Consider the following 14,401-nt stretch of genomic DNA (forward strand, 5'->3'; position numbering starts at 1 on the left):
TAACTATGGGTGGGTGGCTGTTTAAGGCGGTTACAGGTCCAAGTCTATTGAGTAGAAAATAGTTAGGCAGCAGCGTTCTGGCCTCATTTTAGGTCACAGCGTTATTTGGCCATTCGCGAGTTATTAGTGTGGGGACGTCGCTGTCCTGCGTGTTAGGGGGTTAATATGAGTGATATTCCCGGTTCGTTTAGATTTGAAGAACCTAGAATTTATAATAAAAATCAGACATCTAGCGTAAAGAGTGATGTCAGCCAAAGGCTAAAGGGCTTCTACGCGTTGAAAGGTAAGCGCCTGCTTGATCTTGCACTGGTATTGATCGGCGCTCCTTTTGTTTTGCCGCTCATGCTTGCCATTGGATTTTTGATTAGGCTTGATGGCGGTCCTGCAATCTACCGCCAGAAACGAATTGGTATCGGTGGTGACGAATTTGATTTCCTGAAATTCCGCTCGATGGTCGAAGACGCGGATGAAATTATGCGGCAACATTTGGCTGAAAATGAATCTGCTGTCGTCGAATGGGAAACAAAGCAGAAGCTGGACAACGATCCCCGCATTACAAAATTTGGCCGTTTTATTAGAGCGACGTCTTTGGATGAGCTGCCTCAACTTTGGAATGTCTTGATCGGCGACATGAGCCTTGTTGGCCCGCGGCCGATGATGCCGGAGCAGCGGAAGCTGTATCCGGGCGGGGATTACACCCTGATGAAGCCAGGAATTACCGGTCCATGGCAGGTGTCCGAACGCAACGATGTCGAGTTTGCTCATCGCGCAATCTTCGACAGTGAGTATGTGCGAAAAGTCGGCTTCTGGTTCGACCTTAAGATTTTGTTTCGAACCATTGGTGTGGTGTGCAACGGAACAGGACAGTGAATTCGGAGCCCTTGACTGAGCTTATTTTGGCTTAATGGGTGAAAAGATTAAGTAGCAAAGGTGGTTTGGGATGCTTGAACCGATCCGGTACTTGTCGAAGCTATTCACAGCATGCGCACTTGGTTTGTCCTGCCTTATGCTAGCCACAGCGGCGATGGCGGACTTTGACCTTGAACCAGGAGATCAAGTCAGCGTTTCGCTAACGGGGCTGGATGACCTGTCCTTTGACGCCACAATAGACGCTCATGGCGATGTAAACCTGAAATGGCTGGGGCAATTTCGTACGCAAGGGCTATCTCTGGAGAGACTGGAACTGCTCGTCCGGCAAGATGCCGCAGGTAAAATCGTCAAACAGTACGACCTTAACGGCGACATCTACATAATCCAGCTCGCTGGTGATGAGATTGAGATTGCTCGAAATGGATACAGGCCCATCATAATCGGCGGCGACGTCGCTCGAACCGGCGAAATAGACTACAGACCAGCAATAACCGTGCGCGAGGCTGTCGCCTTGGCGGGTGGGGTCCGCAGCATGTTGCTGGCCGATGATGTGACAATCGACCCAATCCAGTTGCTGCGCTGGCAGACTGCGTATGGCCAGGCTGCCCTTCAACATGCGCAAGCGCTTGTCCAATCTTGGCGCAGCTCGAGTGAACTCGCACAGGACATGGATCTTGAGCCGCCAGTTCCCGAGTCCGTCACAGTATCGCCTAGTGTTCTGGCCGAATTGGTCGCCGAGCAAATCAGGATCCGCAGTATCAACCAGGAAAACGAGGCCGGTGAACGCGAGTTCTTTGAAGATGCGAGACAGCAGGCGGCCGAGAGAGTCAGAATTCTGGAAGAGCAAATAACTGAACTGGCGAAGGCGTTGGAAGCTGATGAAGAAGAAGAGGCTCGCGTGGTCAGTTTGGTCGACAAAGGATTAGCACCCGGATCGCGGCTGGCGGATACGCGTCGTACAACGGTGTTGTCCGCGACGCGGCTACTGGAAGTTGAAGAAGATCTGGCAGGAACCAGTCTCATTTTGACCCGGCTAATCCGCGATGAGGAACAATTCGAACAAGAACGGACGTTGAGATTGCTGCAAGAGCGCCGGGTTGCAAGCCTATCCGTACGCGACGCCAAGCATCAATTGGACACAATTTCGAAATACTTGGCAGGTGCATCCAATGAGATTGGAACGGAAAGCCTCATAACCGATATCGACTATACGGTCACAATTTTTCGAACCGAAGACGGCCAGCTTCAGCAACTTGTCGCAGACAAACTGACGCAATTGCGACCGGGTGACAGTCTGGAGATTTCTGTTCAGGAAATCACCGAAGATGCACCACTTACCGAGTGAGCGTAGCGAGATTCTGGCTACGTAATGCCCCATAGAACGTGAGTTAGTAGATCATCAAATCCAAATTTTATGAGTTCAAAGTTGACGAGTTAAGTTTATGCATTTGTGTACAATTCCTCCTGCGTATTTAGGCCCTAGAGTTCAGCAACCCGGTGCCCCAATTTGTTGGACTGACGTTCGAAAAAACCTGACGGGTATGCGACGTCATACGGCAGTAGGCGTTTGAAATGGGTTATGAAACAAACATGAGTGCGACGATCAGGTCTCGGCGCGGACCCGATTTTCTGTGCATCGGGATGCCAAAATGCGGTACATCGACCCTGCAGGTTCTATTTAAGGAACGTACCGAGATTTACGTGTCACCTGTAAAAGAAATCAAATTTTTTGCGCACAATAAAATCGGCTACGATGGGGGTCTCAGGAACTTTCTGTTCTCGAAACACTGGGCGGCCCGTCAAGAGCGCCGCGCAGTTGCTCAGATAGCCAAACAAGTTGCAACAGGGAAAGAGGATCTAAAGCGCTTAAACTGGGCTGTCAGTTTTGCTACTGCTCAGCGGGACCTGGACTGGTATCTTAACCTTTTTCCAAAGAACCGAATAAGCGGTGACATCTCGCCTTGTTACCATATGCTTGACGACGACGAGGTTCAAAACCTCAAAAAACATTTACCGAACTTGAAAATAGTGATCCTTCTGCGAAACCCTTTTGAGCAATTGTGGTCGCATTGTCGAATGTCCACTCGTGCTGTCAGAATCGATGATGAGGTCGCATTTTACAGGGAAAAAGTCGAGTATCAGATGAATATTTGCCGGCGCTATGTCGATCTGGTTGAAAGGTGGCAGAACGCCTATGGCCCCGATAATGTGATTATAGATTACTTGGAAAGCCTGAGCGCGGACCCGGCGGAAGTACTTAGCCGCATTGTCAGCTTCGTTGACCCGGCGAAGGGTGCTGTGAAGCGGATCGCGGCAGTCGACGCACCGCCTAGGGTTTTTAAGGGTAAGAAGATGTTTATGCCCGATGAAACTCGTGAAATGCTGCGGGATGCTGCCCTGCAACGGCTGGAAGGCTTCGAGCGCATCAATGAGGAATGGCGTCGACGGTGGCATTCCGAGATCAGACAACAGTTCGCAAATTAGTGTGCTGATTGGCGAGCGCCAGATCTTTCGCTAACCATATCAAAAAACTTTAGTGAACTGCGTGCCCAGCAATACCATTAAATGCGATTACCCAAGAATTGGATCCCCGTAGAGCTTGACGCGTTTCATGTCTACGCGTGTAGCGACTAAGGCTGAGGGTCGTACACCGGCGTTCTCAAGTTCACGCATGGCTTGAAGGATGGACTTTCGCCGCGTGTCGTTCCATCGAACAAACAGGATCACTCGATCAGAGAGCTGCGATAGATAGCCTGATTCCACTGCGCTCAACAGCGGCGGCGTATCCAGAAGGATGGTATTGTAGGTTCCGGAAAGTGAACGGAGTAGGCTAACAAAAGCTGTAGAACACAGAAAGTCCTCCACGGACTTTATTTGACCTTCGTTCTCTTGGGCACCGATCAAGGGAAGGATGTCCAGACCATCCTGAGGTGTTCCAACGATATAGTTTTCCAGTGAAAGAGGATGAGTTGTCGCAAGTTTCAGCGACTCTGCTGTCATCTGAGACAGGTCGCGATAAGTGGACGTTAATGTATCACAATCGATGATTAGCGTTCGATATCCTGCTTGCGCACACACTGATCCGATCAGAAGAAGAGTTGAGGTATTTCCCTCATCTGGCAAAGCCGCTGCACCAGATAAGATAGTACATCCTTCTTCGGCGACCCGCTTTCTATGCTTGTTGTCCGAGTTTTTGGCAAATAAATCGGCCGACTGCGGTGTCGCAGTTTCGTCATCGGGTCGCATTGTTCGCAGGCCGATGGCGCTGCTGGCCAAAAGTTTTCGGCCGTAGTGCATCAACGTCGGATCAAGCTTTCCGTTGTTCATAAAGAAAGTTTCGAACGGCGGTTCGTTTTTGACCTCCGGAATGATCGCCGAAAGCTTTACTCCCGTTGTGTTCTCCAATTCAAACGTGGTTCTAAGGCGTTTTTGCAGCAGTTCGCGAACCACGGTAAAACCGAGGCCCAAGAAGATAACTGCAAACATGGTCGTTAGAGCGACGGACGACCTCTTGGGGGCAGATGGGTCAACGGACACGCGAGCCCGTTCAATAATATGGGCTCCCGCATCAAGGTAATTCCTTTGCTCGGCTCTGCGACCAAGTTGGGCAACAAAGTCCCTGTAGATTGTCTCAACGACAAGGATCTCATTTTCTATCCTCTTCGTGATCGAAGCGTGCTGGACCTGACGCACCTGCTGTTCCTTGAAGGTTTCAATGCTCTTTTCGAGGGTTACCTTCTGGCCGTTGAGGACCTCTAGTTTGGTTTCCAGAGCCTTGACTCCGGTGTGCAGCACTTCGGCCTGTTCCTCCGGTGTGTCCATTGCTTCAGAAGGGAATATCAAACCGACTTCGGAAGCAAAATAAATGGCTTCCTGTGTTTTTCCCTCGTTGATCAGGTTTTGAATGGTACTGAGGTGCCCGTCCTGCGCGACGATCTCTGCGTCAACCAGCTGCGCCCGTTTCTCTGATTTGATGCGTTGCGCTTTGATCGTTGCATATTCCTCAGGCGAGAACGGTGTCTCGATCGAATGCGACTCCAGTTCGGAGCTTAGAACATTAAGATCCTCGCGAATCTGGTTAATCCGTGTCGACAACCATTGCTGTGCCTGGTCAAGGTCATCGCGCTTCATTCGCGTAAGAACAGTCAAGTATTCAGAGGCCAAGTAGTTTGCGATACTTGCTGCTTTTTGCGGGGACTTTGAAGTGACGCTAATCCTGTAAACCGCTGATATCTCCCCGATCTGCTCTACCTGCCTGGATTCAAGAAGTTTTTCAACAGTTGCCGCGCGCTGAATTTCACGCAGTTCCTCGGGTTCTAGATCGCCTGCCGCACCATTGTCTCCGCCGATCGCGTTCACAATCACATCTTTCAAGCTGCGGGCCCACGAGATTGGGTTTAGGGAAAACCCAGCTTCCGCGCCCGAAAACTCGGGGTCGTCTTGCAATTGCAGACGATCAACAACGCTTTCGATGATGTCGGTGGAGCGCAGCAGTTCAAGCTCACTCTCCAAAGAGGTCAATGACAATGGAAGTCCGGACACTTGCGTCGTGAACTGCGTCTCGGTTTGGACGCGGGTGTCGATCATCACCTTCGCACTCGAGGTGTATTTGGTATCGGAAGTGTAGGTCAGAACATAGGCGGCAAACGCGACTGCAAAGGCTGCCAGGAAAATCCAACCGATCGAGCGTCTGATCGCCCAAGCAATACTCGAAATCACTCGCAGTTCAGGGTCTCCTGCCGGAGCAACGCCTAAACCGGAAAGCTCTGCGTCCAAAACTTTTCGGTACTGATCAGTCATAACAATAAACAATCTCAAACAACGATAACTGGACAATAAGGGTTTACGGGCGACGGCAACAGAAAAAACTGTATTTACCAAAAACAATGTATCGGAATCGCTCATATTGAAGCCAAAATCGAAAAGTGCCGGCTTTGATTGCTGACCTTGTCAGCGCATCCAAGATCAATACCGGATCAGAGAGCAATTTTAGTTTCAAAAAAAATGCGGTCTTTGATAGTGTTGCTCAAGTTAGAAGTATTTGTACTATTTGTTTTGAGAGTGAGTAACGATGGAGCGAGTTCTGAAGATGCGCTTGCCACATGTGATTGTAAGTGGGATGCCAGTTGCGCTTGTCAGCGATACCGAACTTAGCTCAGCGATGGTCGAAGATGTCAAACGCCGGCGAAGCGGTGAGGCTCAACGCGCATTGACTGTTTTCGATGCTAATGCATACGGTATCTCGCTGTACGAAAAGGACCCGCAATTTGCCAAGGCAATTAATTCTGCGGACATAGTGCATGCGGATGGTCAGATCGTTGTCTGGGCTTCCAAATTTGCGCGAGGTTCGAAGCCAATACCAGAGCGCACGGCGACAACAGATTTCATCCACACAGCAGCCGGACCTGCCGTTAAGCATGATATCAGTTACTATCTGTTGGGTGGCACGGAAGAGATCAACCGTTCCTGCGCTGAAAAGCTGATTGAGCTTCATCCTGGCTTGACCATAGCAGGTCGGAGGAACGGCTATTTTGACGAGTCTGAAGTTGACGCGGTTGTCGCTGACATCAATGACAGTAAGGCCGATGTTCTTTGGGTTGGGTTGGGTAAGCCAAAGGAGCAACTCTTTTCACTCGAAATTACGCCTCGTCTGGAGCATTGCGCTTGGATCGTGACATGCGGCGGTTGCTTTCATTATGTGGTCGGAGACTATGCGCGCGCGCCTGTTTGGATGCAAAAAATCGGATTGGAATGGCTTCACCGTACCGCGACTGGCCCCGGTCACATTCGAAAGAGGCATTTTCGCAGGTACCCCCATACGATCAGCGTGGTTCTTAAGAAAGATATTTTGAAGTTAAAGTGAATTGTTAAAAAGGCTCGGGGCTTTTTCCCTTGTCTTGTTAGTGGGTTGAGTTGTTCAGAAGGGAATTCATGTGTCGAAAGTGGATTTCATAGGAATTGGCGCGCAGAAAGCTGCAACCACTTGGTTGCATCATGTTCTCTCAGAGCATCCATTGATTGCGACCAGCGAGCCCAAGGAGCTTAATTTTTTTACGGCGAATTATGACCGTGGATACACATGGTACGAGAGCTATTTCCATGGCAGTTCTGAAAATGCGATCAAGGGTGAGTGCTCGCCGACTTACTTCTTTAGTCGTGACGCCGCTGAACGCGCAGCCCAGTATAGCCCGGATCTGAAGCTTATATGCATATTGCGAGACCCAATCGAACGGGCATTTTCGAACCATATGCACGAGATCCGCAAAGGCCATATCCCACCAGAAACAACATTCGAAGCCGCTTGGAAACGAAATCCTGCATATTCACTACAAAGCCAATACAAGGCTGTTCTAGAGACCTGGCTGGCGAATTTCGATCGCGATGCTCTGCTCGTTTTGTTTTCCGAGGACATCGCGTCGAATCCAAATGTAATTTATGAGCAAGTGTGTGGTCATCTTGGTGTTGAACCCAAACGGCACCCAGCGTCACTCACAGAACGGCATCACGAAAACGTAACTTACCTTTACCCAGTAGTTCAAAAAACGCTGCGCTACGGAGGGGATGCGATGCGCTCGCTGGGGATGCAGGATCTGGTGAAAAACCTCAAAAAAGCGCCTGGGCTCAAGCAGGCTATTTCGATGAACAAGCAACACTTGAAGACGAAGGTAGCACCTCCGACGCCAGAAATGCGGGAGATGCTGGTCGAGCATTTCCGATCAGATGTTAAGTATGTGGCGCAACTTACTGGGCGTGCGGTTCTACCCTGGCCGACCTGGCGCGATATGAGTTTTGTCAATTCTGCAGCGAATGAGTGAATTATGAGCGTATCAAACACTTTGAACATGGCTGGAGATATGCGCTTGAACCAAGTGGTGCGGATGACCCGGCGTTTGCTGGGCGCGCGCTTTCTGGATAGCGAGGATTTTCTGCCGGTTATCTCTCCGGAGAAAGGGGAGAAGCTTGCCACATTAGCTCGAAAAGCGCGTGGCAGCATCGAGACTCCGGTTTTAGTGCTTGGTGTGATGCCGCGATCAGGCACCAATTTCTTGCGCGACCTCATCGCAATGCACCCTGATGTTGGGGCTGATCCGGGTCGTCTATATGAGTTCCCTCTATTGCACGCGGCTGGGGATGCTGCGGCTTTTACTCGGGATTTCTTGCGATACTTCCCAAGAAACGAAGAAGTCTTGGGCCAGTATGACGTGCTGGCCATGCTTGCTGGCAGCTGGTTCAGAGAACTGCAAGCGCAGGTTGATGGTAAGAACATATTGCTGAAATGCCCCCACGTTCATGACCTGTCACTGGCGCGGTACATCTTTCCCGATGCAAAGATCATCCTGTGCATTCGGGACGGGCGTGATGTCGTTGACTCTTCGCTCAAGACATTTTCTCGGTTTTCACTTACGAGCAAAAATTTCCGCCAACTGGCGGATGAATGGCGTTTGGGTGCCGAGGCCATCATGACATTTGCCGAAGGTGGCCTGAACCGTAACGACGATACAATGGTCGTCCGCTACGAAGATATCCTTGCCGATACGCATGAATACGTAAGAAAAACCTTGTATCATATTGGGTTGGATGAAGCCGTGTTCCCTTGGGATGAAATCGACAAGATGCCCGTTCGTGGATCGTCCCGCTCGAAGGCTTCGGATCAAGAGCGCTGGCAACCAGAGACCAAGTCAGTGGATTTCAACCCGATCAAGCGCTGGGCATCATGGTCAGACGGAAAAAAGGCGAGGTTCGACAGAATAGCAGGGCATGCGCTAGAGATGGTCGGTTATGAGCGTTGACGCACGATCTCAGGCGGGAACCCACGTTGCGATCTGTATAGCGACCTATAAACGTCCACAGGGATTGCGGGCATTGATTGACAGCCTGAACGATCAGCAGCTTGGCGCCCGCGATGTGCGCGTAACGCTCGTGATTGCAGACAACGCTCCAGCTACGACGGCCCGTTCGGTTCTGGGCGAAATTCAGGATTTGTCATGTTGGCCAGTGATTTACGTTCTGGAACACGAACGCGGGATTGTATCGGCGCGCAACCGGACATTGGCCGAGGCCCCTCCGGATGCGGACTATTTTGCATTTCTTGATGATGATGAAACCGCCTCTGAAAACTGGTTGGCAGAGTTATTAGGAACCATGATTTTACCAAACACTGTTGCGGTTCAGGGAGCTGTCGAACCGCGTTACGACGAAGCTCCACCCGCTTGGGTCGAACAACTGAACCTGTTCCGAATGGGTCCCTATGAGCAGGGGGCTGAACTTCCATCAGCTGCCACCAACAATTCAATGGCGGATGCTGCCATCATTAGAAAACAGACCATGAGGTTCGACGCCCGCTTTAACACCACTGGCGGAGAGGATGAGGAGTTTTTTTCGCGACTTCGGATCGAATCGGGCGGAACTATCCGCGCTGCTGCGCAGGCTCTGGTCTGGGATCATATCCCAGCTCACCGGGCGACGATGCATTGGCTCAGGCGTCGTTGGTTTCGCATGGGGCATACACTGGCGCGGATAGCTCAAATCCGTCGCAAGGGAATACCGATACGTGTGGTAAAAGGTTTTGCGGCTATAGGTTGGGGGCTTGTGATGTGCGTTTTCCTTGGTTTCGGGTCAAAGGCAAGATGCTGTAAAGGAGCGCTCGAAATTTATCGTGGGGCCGGGATGTTGGCGGCCTTTTTGCAGATCCGTTTCGACGAATACAATACAGCTGCCGTCCGCTTCGACCGAGCAGGAGGGGGCTGATATGGACAACTCAAAACCTGAGTTTTCGATCATCATTCCCGCTCGGAATATGGAGCGCTATGTCGAGGAAACGCTACAAAGCGTATGCCGGCAAACAATGACGGAATTCGAAGTTTTGTGTATTGACGATGGCTCGACAGACGACACCCGTGAGATCTTGGAGCGTTTCGCTATGCGCGACGTGCGTTTTACCCCAGTGACTGGCCGGGCCAAAGGTGTCGGTGCGGCCCGCAACCTAGGTTTGAGTCTAGCGCTCGGAAAGTTCGTGCTGTTTTTGGATGCGGACGATTTGCTGCACCCTGAAGCGTTGCAAAGATACTCGGATGTGCTGGCAACGTCCGACGCCGTTGCAGCCATCGCCGGTGTCCAACGGATCAACACCGTGGGGCAGGAGATGAATGGCGCGGACAACCGCTTACTTGTTCCTAGCAAGGACCAATTGGCTGTGTTGTTGCGTAAAAACTATGTGGTGAATGGCGGTGCGCTTGCGATGAAAGCCGATGCAGCGCGGCAGTCCGGCGGTTATGAAGAAGACCTCGTGTATGGCGAGGATTGGGAGTTCTGGTGCCGTGTCGCTTTGATCGGAGGGTTCGCCGTAGTCGAAGGACCGCCACTTTTGTATTATCGGCAGGTGGCCAGCGGAGCGAACTTCAGAGCCCGTGATCCCGCTTTTGCCCGGCGAGTGCCGTGCATCGAAAAGGTTTCAGCCAACCCGGCAATGCGGCAAGCCTTCGGGTCGCGGTTGCGATTCCTGCTGCGTGCGCGGAAGATTGATATCTTCTGGTCCGGGGTTCGGAACCAATATCAGTATGGGCGCAAACCGCTAGCGCTGTTGGAGGGCGTCTGTGGGATGTTTATGTATCCTGACAGCCTGTTTCGCCCAAAACTGATCTATAGGTTCATGCGCAGTTTGGATCGAAGGGTGTAAGCTTAGGCTAGGGGCTTTCTCGCGCCTATGGAGGGGATGGGGCAAATGCAACTTTCACGGCGGGCATTTTTGTTGCGGGGCACGGCGGTGGCCGCCGCGCCAATTGTGGTTACGCTGGCGCCCAGTTTTACAGCGGCCGCCGCCGACAAGGCCGATGTTGGATATGTCGGAGAGAATGGGTTCCAATTGACGGTGATAGACACGATGTTGGACATGTCGACCCCGGTCGAAGTGTTGCGTTCCGACCGGGTTCGCTGGTCACCGGACCCGGCAAACGGGTTTGGTGCGTCCGGCAAGCTGAACGGATTGCCGGGCTATTTCTCGGGCGATGCGCATACCACAGCGCCGCAAATATTTACTGCCTGGCCTAAGGTTCAGGAGCAAAGTCGGAAGGACGGTTTTCGCATCGGTAACTCTGCGATTCAGCCGCAGGCAGCGGCGGATCGAACCGACAACTGGCGTGTTCTGATTGACGGACAGCCAGCGGGCATTGTCGGTCTCTGGCGCAAGTCTTCGCCCATTCGCACGCTAGCCGTTGCTGATCGTCGGTGGGAAAGCACCAAGCGGCATTTGGTGACATTTGAACTTGACCGCGCCATTCCTCAAGGTGCTGTTCTGAGCATCACGGGTCCATCCTTTGCCGAGACTGAATATGTAAAAGACCCAGACGTATTCAGTGAATCCATCCATGTGTGTCAGGCGGGCTATCCTTTGACCGGGCCCAAAAAGGCTTATGTCGGCAGTTGGCTGGGACAGGATCAGGTCGGCAAAAATGGCAGCACTGATGCATTGTTGTCACCCGCAACTGAATGGAGCTTGGTATCTACGCAAAATGGCGCCGTTGTTCGATCGGGTCGTTTGACCTTGGCCAAACCCTCCGAAGAACCACATCGGAATGGCCTTAACTTCAATGGTTGCAGTATTTATGAGGCCGACTTCTCCGACCTTGAACTTGATGGTGAATACCAGATTCAGGTATCTGGATTAGGGCGGTCATTCCCGTTCAACGTATCCCTAGCGGCCTATGATGAAGCGCTCCGCCTGGCTGCCCGTTGGTATTTCCATCAAAGGTCTGGCTGTGAGATCGCCGCACCTTATGGTGAGGGCCGAACCCGTCCCCGCAACGGGCATCCGGCAGATGGGCTGACGGTCTGGCAGACGGATTTGAAGCTTGGGAATATGAGGGATGGCTACGGCAAGGTGCGGGCCCCAAAAGCGCTGTCAGAAAATGTAAACACTCTGGGCGGGTCAGACACGGCACCCGAGCGCTCATCTATGAAGGCCAACCCCAAAGCTTGGGGCGGTTGGCATGATGCCGGGGATTGGGATCGGCGCATTCAACATATGGATGTCGTCTTCCACATGGCCGATATCGTCGAGACCTTCCCCCATTGTCGCAGTCTGAACCTGAACCTTCCGGAAAGCAAAAAAACCTTCTCGCACGCAGATGTCGCATCGCGCAAAGACGATGACGATAGGGGTGACGGCGAAACCGTTCTGCCTGATCTGATCCACGAGGCACTTTGGGGGGCATCGCTGTGGCGTCGAACTCAGCACGAAAATGGTGCGATTATCGGAGGGGTCGAGTATTCCATCAGCGGAATTCTGGGCTCAGTATCATGGAACCCTGTTCAGAAAGCATATGCATATGGCCCAGAGGATTGGGCTGCTTATCGTTTTGCTTATGGGGCTGCAAAGCTGGGCCATGTGATCCATCATGTCTGCGGCGATACCGTTCTAGGAAGTGCCATCGTCGCTGAGGCAACACGCGCTTGGCATTGGGCCGAACAACAGCCAACCGACGGGTTTTCTGACTCTGCACTTAGTAGAGTTAACCAGATCCGTATCGCCGCGGCCGCAACTGTCTACCGAGCTAGCGGAGATCCTCAAGCGCGCAAGGTATTTGAAGACCAAAACCCTTTCGTGCCGCAAGCCGAGAAGCCAGACTCTTCATTGAAAAAAGAAGTGTTTCCGGCCGCTTATCTTGAGTATGTGCGAGCCGCGCGCGAGGGTCGAGAGGTTAATACCGCGATCGTTGGAGCCATCGAAGGGTGGATCAAGCAGCGCACCCTGAACGGTAAGCGCATGGGGCGCGACTTCGGGCTGCACAACACTGCCGCTTATCCCTGGGGCCTGGGATGGCTACGCTTTGGCCCCGGTTCGAACTGGCGGGCGGGGCAAATGGCAATGTATTTCGCGTCAGAAGGTGTGGCGACCACGGAAGTGCGTAACGCTGCAGTTGAGGGAATGTGGTTCGGACTGGGATGTAACCCCGCCAACGTGAGTTTCGTGCAAGGGCTTGGGCATCGGGAATTTTCTGACCCGCTCTTTACGGACGAACTCAGTGGCAAAAAAATCCCCGGACAGATCAGTTTCGGCGTAGCGGGGGGGAAGTTGTATGAATGGGAACAGCGTAAGACCGCCGGAGCGTTCTACCCACCCAATCAGGAAGCCTGGCCTATCTACACACAGATTTTTGAAAGCCGCAGTATTGCAATCGCGGCCGAACATGGGATCAAGTCGAATGCGATGGAATGGCTGGTGGCCTGTGCCTTTGCAACTCTGCCTGACTGACCCACGCAATAAAACCTAAGTTCTCGGAGCACCGGATCGTGGGCCTTTGAAAAGCTGTTGAAACCCTTTGACACTCTTGCTGTCTTGACTATGTGTACTCCAGCACCAGCGGAGCCTTGCCGTCTATAGATTTCCGCATTGATTAACTAGGAGCGTGTCAATGTTGTTTCTCCGTTCGGCACTTGTTTTTCTTAGCTTTTGCTCTTTGCCAGTAGCAGCATTGGCCCAGTCAGAGGAAAACAAACCGACCGGTTTGATCATGGAACTCAATACGGTTCAGGATGTTGGCCAGGCATGTAGGTTGACCTTTGTGATCGAAAACAAAACAGGCGCAGCAATTGATGCTGTTAGCTATGAAACCGTAATTTTCGATGCCTCTGGTAGTGTGGTCAGCCTATCATTATTCAATTTTCGTGATCTGCCTGTCGATCGACCACGCGTACGCCAGTTCGATCTTCCCGGCATGACATGCGGCGCTGTTGGTAGAGCCTTGATCAACGGTGCAAATACCTGCGTTGTTGCCGGATCGGACAGTCAGGTCTGTCATGAGGCCTTGAAACTGCAAAGCCGAACAGATGTGGAGTTGATTGGATGAGCCCCTTTGATGCATTGCGCGAAATCCTTGATCTGGGCGGGCCTGTTGTTGCGATCCTGATCGCGATGTCGGTGGTGACTGTTGCGGTCACGCTTTACAAACTCTGGCAATTCGCAGCATCTGGCGTCGGGCGTCACCGGGTGTTGTCCGAGGCGCTGGCGGCCTGGGATGCTGGCGATCCGCAAACCGCCCACGCCCGTCTGGACAAAAGCCGCAGTTACCTTGCCCCCCTGGTACGGGTTGCGATGAATGCCTCAGACACGCCGGGTCTGGACCAACGGCTGGATGCCGAGGCCGGTCTGGCGCTTGCCGGGCTTGAACGCGGCTTCCGACTGCTGGACACCGTGGCGCAGCTTGCGCCGCTTCTGGGTCTGTTCGGCACGGTCCTGGGGATGATTGAGGCGTTTCGCAGCCTGCAATCCGCTGGGTCGTCTGTCGACCCATCCCTGCTTGCCGGAGGTATCTGGGTTGCCCTGCTGACAACGGCTGTGGGGCTTGCCGTGGCGATGCCGACCTCGATGCTGTTGTCCTGGTTCGAAAGTCGCACGGCGCGCGAACGGGTCTTTGCGGACAAGGCGCTGCGCACAATTCTGGTGCCGGGGCAGGCCGTTCCGCAGGCCGACGATGTGCGGGCTGTGGCGACCGCCCCCGGACATGCGTAACACCGCACCCTTCGTACGGCGTCC

General features: G+C 52.7%; 12 protein-coding genes. 11 read left to right on the forward strand and 1 reads right to left on the reverse strand.

From position 1 onward, the window contains the following. Positions 1 to 165: 165 nt before the first annotated feature. From AC2FLJ_RS09545 to AC2FLJ_RS09555, 3 genes are all read left to right on the forward strand, one after another. Entirely contained in the window at positions 166 to 870 is a 705-nt protein-coding gene (locus AC2FLJ_RS09545; RefSeq protein WP_496697390.1) for a sugar transferase, read from the forward strand. Between the two features lie 70 nt (positions 871 to 940). After that, positions 941 to 2,215, forward strand: coding sequence for a polysaccharide biosynthesis/export family protein (locus AC2FLJ_RS09550; RefSeq protein ID WP_496697388.1), 1,275 nt, complete (start codon positions 941 to 943; stop codon positions 2,213 to 2,215). Between the two features lie 227 nt (positions 2,216 to 2,442). Next, positions 2,443 to 3,354: a sulfotransferase gene (locus AC2FLJ_RS09555; protein ID WP_282170104.1), complete on the forward strand. Its 912-nt coding sequence runs from the start codon at positions 2,443 to 2,445 to the stop codon at positions 3,352 to 3,354. An 87-nt stretch (positions 3,355 to 3,441) separates the two neighbouring features. On the opposite strand, the gene AC2FLJ_RS09560 is transcribed toward AC2FLJ_RS09555, so the two are convergent. After that, complete coding sequence (locus AC2FLJ_RS09560; protein WP_496705478.1) at positions 3,442 to 5,775, reverse strand: exopolysaccharide transport family protein; 2,334 nt, start codon at positions 5,773 to 5,775, stop codon at positions 3,442 to 3,444. Between the two features lie 166 nt (positions 5,776 to 5,941). Here AC2FLJ_RS09560 and AC2FLJ_RS09565 point away from each other — a divergent pair, with 166 nt between their 5' ends. The 8 genes from AC2FLJ_RS09565 to AC2FLJ_RS09600 all read left to right on the forward strand — a co-directional run bounded on the left by AC2FLJ_RS09565 (position 5,942) and on the right by AC2FLJ_RS09600 (position 14,377). Further along, positions 5,942 to 6,733 (forward strand): WecB/TagA/CpsF family glycosyltransferase, encoded by a 792-nt coding sequence (locus tag AC2FLJ_RS09565; RefSeq protein ID WP_282170106.1) that lies wholly within the window; start codon positions 5,942 to 5,944, stop codon positions 6,731 to 6,733. Between the two features lie 70 nt (positions 6,734 to 6,803). Next, positions 6,804 to 7,685 (forward strand): sulfotransferase family protein, encoded by an 882-nt coding sequence (locus AC2FLJ_RS09570; RefSeq protein WP_496697382.1) that lies wholly within the window; start codon positions 6,804 to 6,806, stop codon positions 7,683 to 7,685. Positions 7,686 to 7,688: 3 nt separating this feature from the next. Continuing rightward, entirely contained in the window at positions 7,689 to 8,660 is a 972-nt protein-coding gene (locus tag AC2FLJ_RS09575) for a sulfotransferase family protein (RefSeq protein WP_496697380.1), read from the forward strand. After that, on the forward strand, positions 8,650 to 9,618 hold the full coding sequence (locus tag AC2FLJ_RS09580; RefSeq protein WP_496705481.1) for a glycosyltransferase family 2 protein: 969 nt from the start codon (positions 8,650 to 8,652) through the stop codon (positions 9,616 to 9,618). The genes AC2FLJ_RS09575 and AC2FLJ_RS09580 overlap by 11 nt, the downstream gene beginning before the upstream one ends. A 1-nt stretch (position 9,619) precedes the next feature. After that, entirely contained in the window at positions 9,620 to 10,546 is a 927-nt protein-coding gene (locus AC2FLJ_RS09585; protein ID WP_496705483.1) for a glycosyltransferase family 2 protein, read from the forward strand. Positions 10,547 to 10,591: 45 nt separating this feature from the next. Then, complete coding sequence (locus AC2FLJ_RS09590) at positions 10,592 to 13,120, forward strand: cellulase N-terminal Ig-like domain-containing protein (protein WP_496705484.1); 2,529 nt, start codon at positions 10,592 to 10,594, stop codon at positions 13,118 to 13,120. Positions 13,121 to 13,280: 160 nt separating this feature from the next. Continuing rightward, entirely contained in the window at positions 13,281 to 13,715 is a 435-nt protein-coding gene (locus AC2FLJ_RS09595) for a hypothetical protein (RefSeq protein WP_496697375.1), read from the forward strand. Further along, positions 13,712 to 14,377: a MotA/TolQ/ExbB proton channel family protein gene (locus AC2FLJ_RS09600; RefSeq protein ID WP_496697373.1), complete on the forward strand. Its 666-nt coding sequence runs from the start codon at positions 13,712 to 13,714 to the stop codon at positions 14,375 to 14,377. Before AC2FLJ_RS09595 ends, AC2FLJ_RS09600 begins: the two co-directional genes overlap by 4 nt. Positions 14,378 to 14,401 lie beyond the last annotated feature (24 nt).

It is taken from the genome of Ruegeria sp. CDSA034 (genome assembly GCF_059612275.1).